Raw genomic sequence first — 463 nt, forward strand, 5'->3', positions numbered from 1 at the left:
TGTTGGCTGTGTGATGATGTTTCCACCATCTGGTTTTTTAATTCGTTAACTTTCGTTAACGCCTCGGATGTCTTACTCTATTAAATAGAATAATTTATATTTTGCAGATATCCAGTTATCAATGTTCATCGTGATCAGTGATCACGAGTGCGATCCGGGATCATGAATCCCTGTGTGACTTTCTCACAGATCGTAATCTATATGAATCAGAAATCGCTTGATTTCTGTTCTTTTTAAAGAAAGAATGGCGTCCACCTATGTTCCCACATCGTTACCAATGTAGTATTTTCGGCCGATCAGGTCTTAACCGTCGTGTTCGGGATGGGAACGGGTGTTACCCCTGACCGCATCGACACCATTCAGTGGGACTAAGTGGACTCGAACCACCGACCTCACGCTTATCAGGCGTGCGCTCTAACCAGCTGAGCTATAGTCCCCTCTTTCTTTTAAAGGTACATCCTTG

Annotated in this window: 1 tRNA gene and 1 rRNA gene; both read right to left on the bottom strand. The window is 43.6% G+C overall.

The annotated features are described in order from the left end of the window. Window positions 1-242: 242 nt before the first annotated feature. Window positions 243-360: ribosomal RNA gene (rrf, locus tag ACTQ52_RS12365) — 5S ribosomal RNA — on the bottom strand. A gap of 3 nt (window positions 361-363) precedes the next feature. After that, window positions 364-437, bottom strand: a tRNA-Ile gene (locus tag ACTQ52_RS12370). Window positions 438-463 lie beyond the last annotated feature (26 nt).

Origin of the sequence: Oribacterium sp. Sow4_G1_1, assembly GCF_052116105.1 — a bacterium.
Lineage (GTDB): Bacteria > Bacillota > Clostridia > Lachnospirales > Lachnospiraceae > Oribacterium.